Source organism: Promicromonospora kroppenstedtii DSM 19349 (assembly GCF_000515355.1).
Classification (GTDB): Bacteria; Actinomycetota; Actinomycetes; order Actinomycetales; family Cellulomonadaceae; genus Promicromonospora; species Promicromonospora kroppenstedtii.
The window spans coordinates 24,998-28,389 of sequence record NZ_KI911609.1 but is presented as its reverse complement, the minus strand read 5'-3'; the positions used below and the strand labels follow the sequence as shown (position 1 = coordinate 28,389).

Sequence of the window (3,392 nt, the reverse complement as noted above, 5' to 3'; positions counted from 1 at the left end):
CCGTCGCGCCGTCCGGGACCGTGCCGCCGCCGCCCGCGAGTGCCGCCTTGCCCTCGGCCCGCACGCCCGACCCGAACGTCCAGTCGCCGCGCACGGTGAGCGAGTCGGCGTCGCGCAGCGACGGCGCACCCGCGGCGAACCGCCGCGTGAAGCCGTCGATCAGCTTGTAGTGCGCCTTGTCGAGGTCCACCAGCGGCGCGGGCGCCTGGGCCTCGAGCAGGTAGTCCGGCGTGAGGGTGTACACGTCGGAGCGGAGCACCAGCAGGTCGTTCGTGGTCTTGACCGGCAGGAACCGGGACCGCTCGACCTCGATGGCGGTGGCGCCCTCGAAGACGGCCACGGCCGCGCCCATGGCGGACTCGATCTGCACCACCGCGGGCGAGGACGGGTCGGAGGGGTCGACCGTCTTGTCGTTGCGGATCAGGGGCAGCTCCAGCACGCCGCCGGTCCGCTCGAGCTCGTCCGCGAGCGCCTGCAGGTCGAACCAGAGGTTGTTGGTGTGGAAGAACGGGTGCCGGGTGGCGTCGAGCGACGCGGCGACGTCGTCGGGGTGGGTCTGCGCGGTCTCGCGCTGGACGATGCGTCCGTCGGCCTTGCGGACCACCAGCTGGCCGCCCTTGACGTCGGCGGCGGTCTTGCGGCACAGCTCGGCGGCATAGGGGGCGCCGGAGGCGGCGAACCAGCCGGCGATGGTCGCGTCGGGCGTGGCGCCGAGGTTGTCGGAGTTGGAGACGCACATGTAGCGGAAGCCGGCGTCGAGGAGGGCGACGACGACGCCGGAGGCGTGCAGGGCCGGGTAGAGGTCGCCGTGGCCGGGCGGGCACCACTCGAGGTCTGGGTCCTTCTCCCAGGTGACGGGGGTGAGGTCCGAGGCCAGGAGCTTGGGCTCGCGGTTCTGCAGGAAGTCGACGGGCAGGCCGTCGACCGCGAGGTCGGTGTAGCGCCCCAGGGCGGCCAGCGAGTCCTCGCGGGTGCGGAAGGAGTTCATGAACAGCAGCGGGAGGCGGGCGCCGGTGGCCTGCCGGGCGGCGCGGACCTGGCCGACGATGATGTCCAGGAAGGTGAGGATCTCGCCGCCGCCGGGGGCCTCGCGGACGGGCAGGAGCGACTTGGCCTTGTCCATGCCCATGGACGTGCCGAGCCCGCCGTTGAGCTTGAGCATCGCGGTCTTCGCGAGGGCGGCTGCCGCGTCGTCGTCGCTGATGGTCAGCTCGGCGCGGTTGGGGATGTCGACGAGGGGGTCGATGTCGGTCTCGCGGATCAGGCCGGTCTCGCCGGACTCCAGGAGGTGGTAGAACCGCGTGAACGTGTCGATCGCGGCGGGTACGACGCCTGCCTGGGTCATCTTGGTGCGGGCCTGCTCGAGCCCGGTGGGGTCGGTCATGGCCCCCAGGCTATTCGAAACGGGTGGGGTCGCCGGCACCTTCTCGGACGACCTGTGGATAACCGTCGGACCAGTCGACGACCGTCGTCGGCTCGGTGCCGGCGTCGCCGCCGTCCACCACGGCGTCGAGCACGTGGTCGAGCTCCTCCTTGATGGTCCAGCCGTCGGTCAGGGGCTCTGCGTGGTCGGGCAGGATCAGGGTGGATGACAGCAGGGGCTCGCCGAGCTCGCGGAGGAGTGCCTGGGTCACGGCGGAGTCGGGGATGCGCACGCCCACGGTCTTCTTCTTGGGGTGTGCGAGCCGGCGCGGCACCTCCGCGGTGGCGGGCAGGATGAAGGTGTAGGGTCCGGGCGTGGCGGCCTTGATGGCTCGGAACGCTGAGTTGTCGAGCTTGACGAGCTGGCCGAGCTGGGCGAAGTCCGCGCACACGAGCGTGAAGTGGTGCTTGTCGTCGAGCCGCCGGATGCCGCGGATGCGGTCCGCGCCGTCGTGGTAGTCCATCCGGCAGCCGAGGGCGTAGGAGGAGTCCGTCGGGTAGGCGATGAGCGCGTCGTCGCGCAGCATCGCGACCACCTGCCCGACCGCACGCGGCTGGGGGTCGACGGGGTGGACGTCGAAGTAGCGGGCCATGCGGCCGAGCCTAGTCGGGTGCGGGCCCCTCAGCGCCCTAGGGCGCGGCGCAGCTCCTCGGCGCTGGCGTTCCCACCTGTGCAGACGACGCCGACGCGGCGGCCGGCGAAGCGGTCGGGGTCCGCCAGGACCGCGGCGAGCGCGGCGGCTCCGGCACCCTCGGCGACCGTGTGCGCACCCGTGAGGTACAGCTCCTGGGCGAGCGTGATCTGCTCGTCGGTGACGAGCACGAAGTCGGTCAGGTGGCGCCGCATCAACCCCTGGGTGACCTCGAACCCGCAGCCGACGGCGAGGCCTTCCGCACGGGTGGCGTTCGCCCGTTCGACGAGCGCGCCCGAGTGCCAGGAGTCGTGGGCGGCGGGCGAGGCGGCGGACTGGACGGCGATCACCTCGGTGCCGGGCGCGACGGCGGCCGCGACCAGACCGGCCGCGGAGGCGCCGGAGCCGCCGCCGACCGGGACCACGAGCATGTCGAGACCCGGTGCCTGCTGGAACATCTCGAGGTACAGCGTGCCGACGCCGGCGATGATGGCGGGCTCGTTCGCGGCGCCGACGAGCCGCGCCCCGGAGGCCTCGGCGAGCGCGGTGGCCCGCTCGCGGGCCTCGTCGAACGTGGCGCCCTGCAGCAGGACGTCGGCGCCCTGGTCGAGGACGGCGCGCAGCTTGACGGGGTTCGGGTCGTCGGGCATGACGATGGTGCACGCCGTGCCGGTCAGCCGGGCGGCGTAGGCGACGCCCTGCGCGTGGTTGCCCGTGGAGTAGGCGACGACGCCGCGGGCGCGCTCGGCCGCCGTCATCCCGAGCAGGAGGTTGCTGGCGCCGCGAGCCTTGAAGGCGCCCGTGCGCTGCTGGTTCTCGTGCTTGACGACCACCTCGGCGCCGGCGGCCCGGGTCAGGTCCGGGTACTCCCCCACAGGGGTGCGCACCACCGTGCCGTCCAGACGCGACTGCGCGGCGAGCACGTCGGCGATCGTGACGTCAGGACGGGTCTCGACGAGCTTCATGGACCCAGCGTGACCCGCCCATGACCCATAGGTCCAATACCTGTTACTTCGACTTTCGATCGATGGAGCCTATCTTTCTGCGCTAACCTGGGGGCATGACCGCAGAGCTCGACCTCACCCGGCTGCGCGTCCTCGCGGCGGTCGCCCGTACGGGCTCCGTCACGGCCGCGGCCAAGGAGCTGCACTACGCGCAGCCCTCGGTGAGCCACCACCTGTCCCGCCTGGAGGCCGACGCCGGCATCCCGCTGCTGCAGCGGCACGGCCGCGGCGTCCGTCTCACCGAGGCCGGGCGCCTGCTCGCCAACCGCGCCGAGGAGATCCTCGGCCGCGTCGAGGGTGCGCGCCGCGAGCTCGACGCTCTGGCCGGCCTGCG

4 protein-coding genes are annotated in these 3,392 nt (G+C 72.7%); 1 reads left to right on the top strand and 3 read right to left on the bottom strand.

Features of this window, described 5'->3' with window-relative positions:
* The 3 genes from PROKR_RS03920 to PROKR_RS03910 form a co-directional block, all read right to left on the bottom strand.
* A partial coding sequence (locus tag PROKR_RS03920) for a UTP--glucose-1-phosphate uridylyltransferase (RefSeq protein ID WP_084800235.1) occupies positions 1–1,384 on the bottom strand: 1,384 nt, incomplete at its 3' end.
* Between the two features lie 10 nt (positions 1,385–1,394).
* Positions 1,395–2,015 carry an L-threonylcarbamoyladenylate synthase gene (locus PROKR_RS03915; protein ID WP_036959699.1) on the bottom strand — a complete coding sequence of 207 codons (621 nt, stop codon included), beginning with the start codon at positions 2,013–2,015 and terminating at the stop codon, positions 1,395–1,397.
* A 29-nt stretch (positions 2,016–2,044) separates the two neighbouring features.
* Positions 2,045–3,019, bottom strand: a complete 975-nt coding sequence (locus PROKR_RS03910) for a threonine ammonia-lyase (RefSeq protein WP_036959696.1) — start codon at positions 3,017–3,019, stop codon at positions 2,045–2,047.
* 95 nt (positions 3,020–3,114) lie between these two features.
* Between PROKR_RS03910 and PROKR_RS03905 the strand changes: the two genes are divergently transcribed.
* On the top strand, positions 3,115–3,392 hold a 278-nt coding region (locus PROKR_RS03905), incomplete at its 3' end, for a LysR family transcriptional regulator (RefSeq protein ID WP_036959694.1).

What these genes read in the sequence shown, in the direction of transcription:
- PROKR_RS03910 (WP_036959696.1), bottom strand. Translation starts at nt 3,019, where the DNA reads ATGAAGCTCGTCGAGACCCGTCCTGACGTCACGATCGCCGACGTGCTC.
- PROKR_RS03915 (WP_036959699.1), bottom strand. Translation starts at nt 2,015, where the DNA reads ATGGCCCGCTACTTCGACGTCCACCCCGTCGACCCCCAGCCGCGTGCG.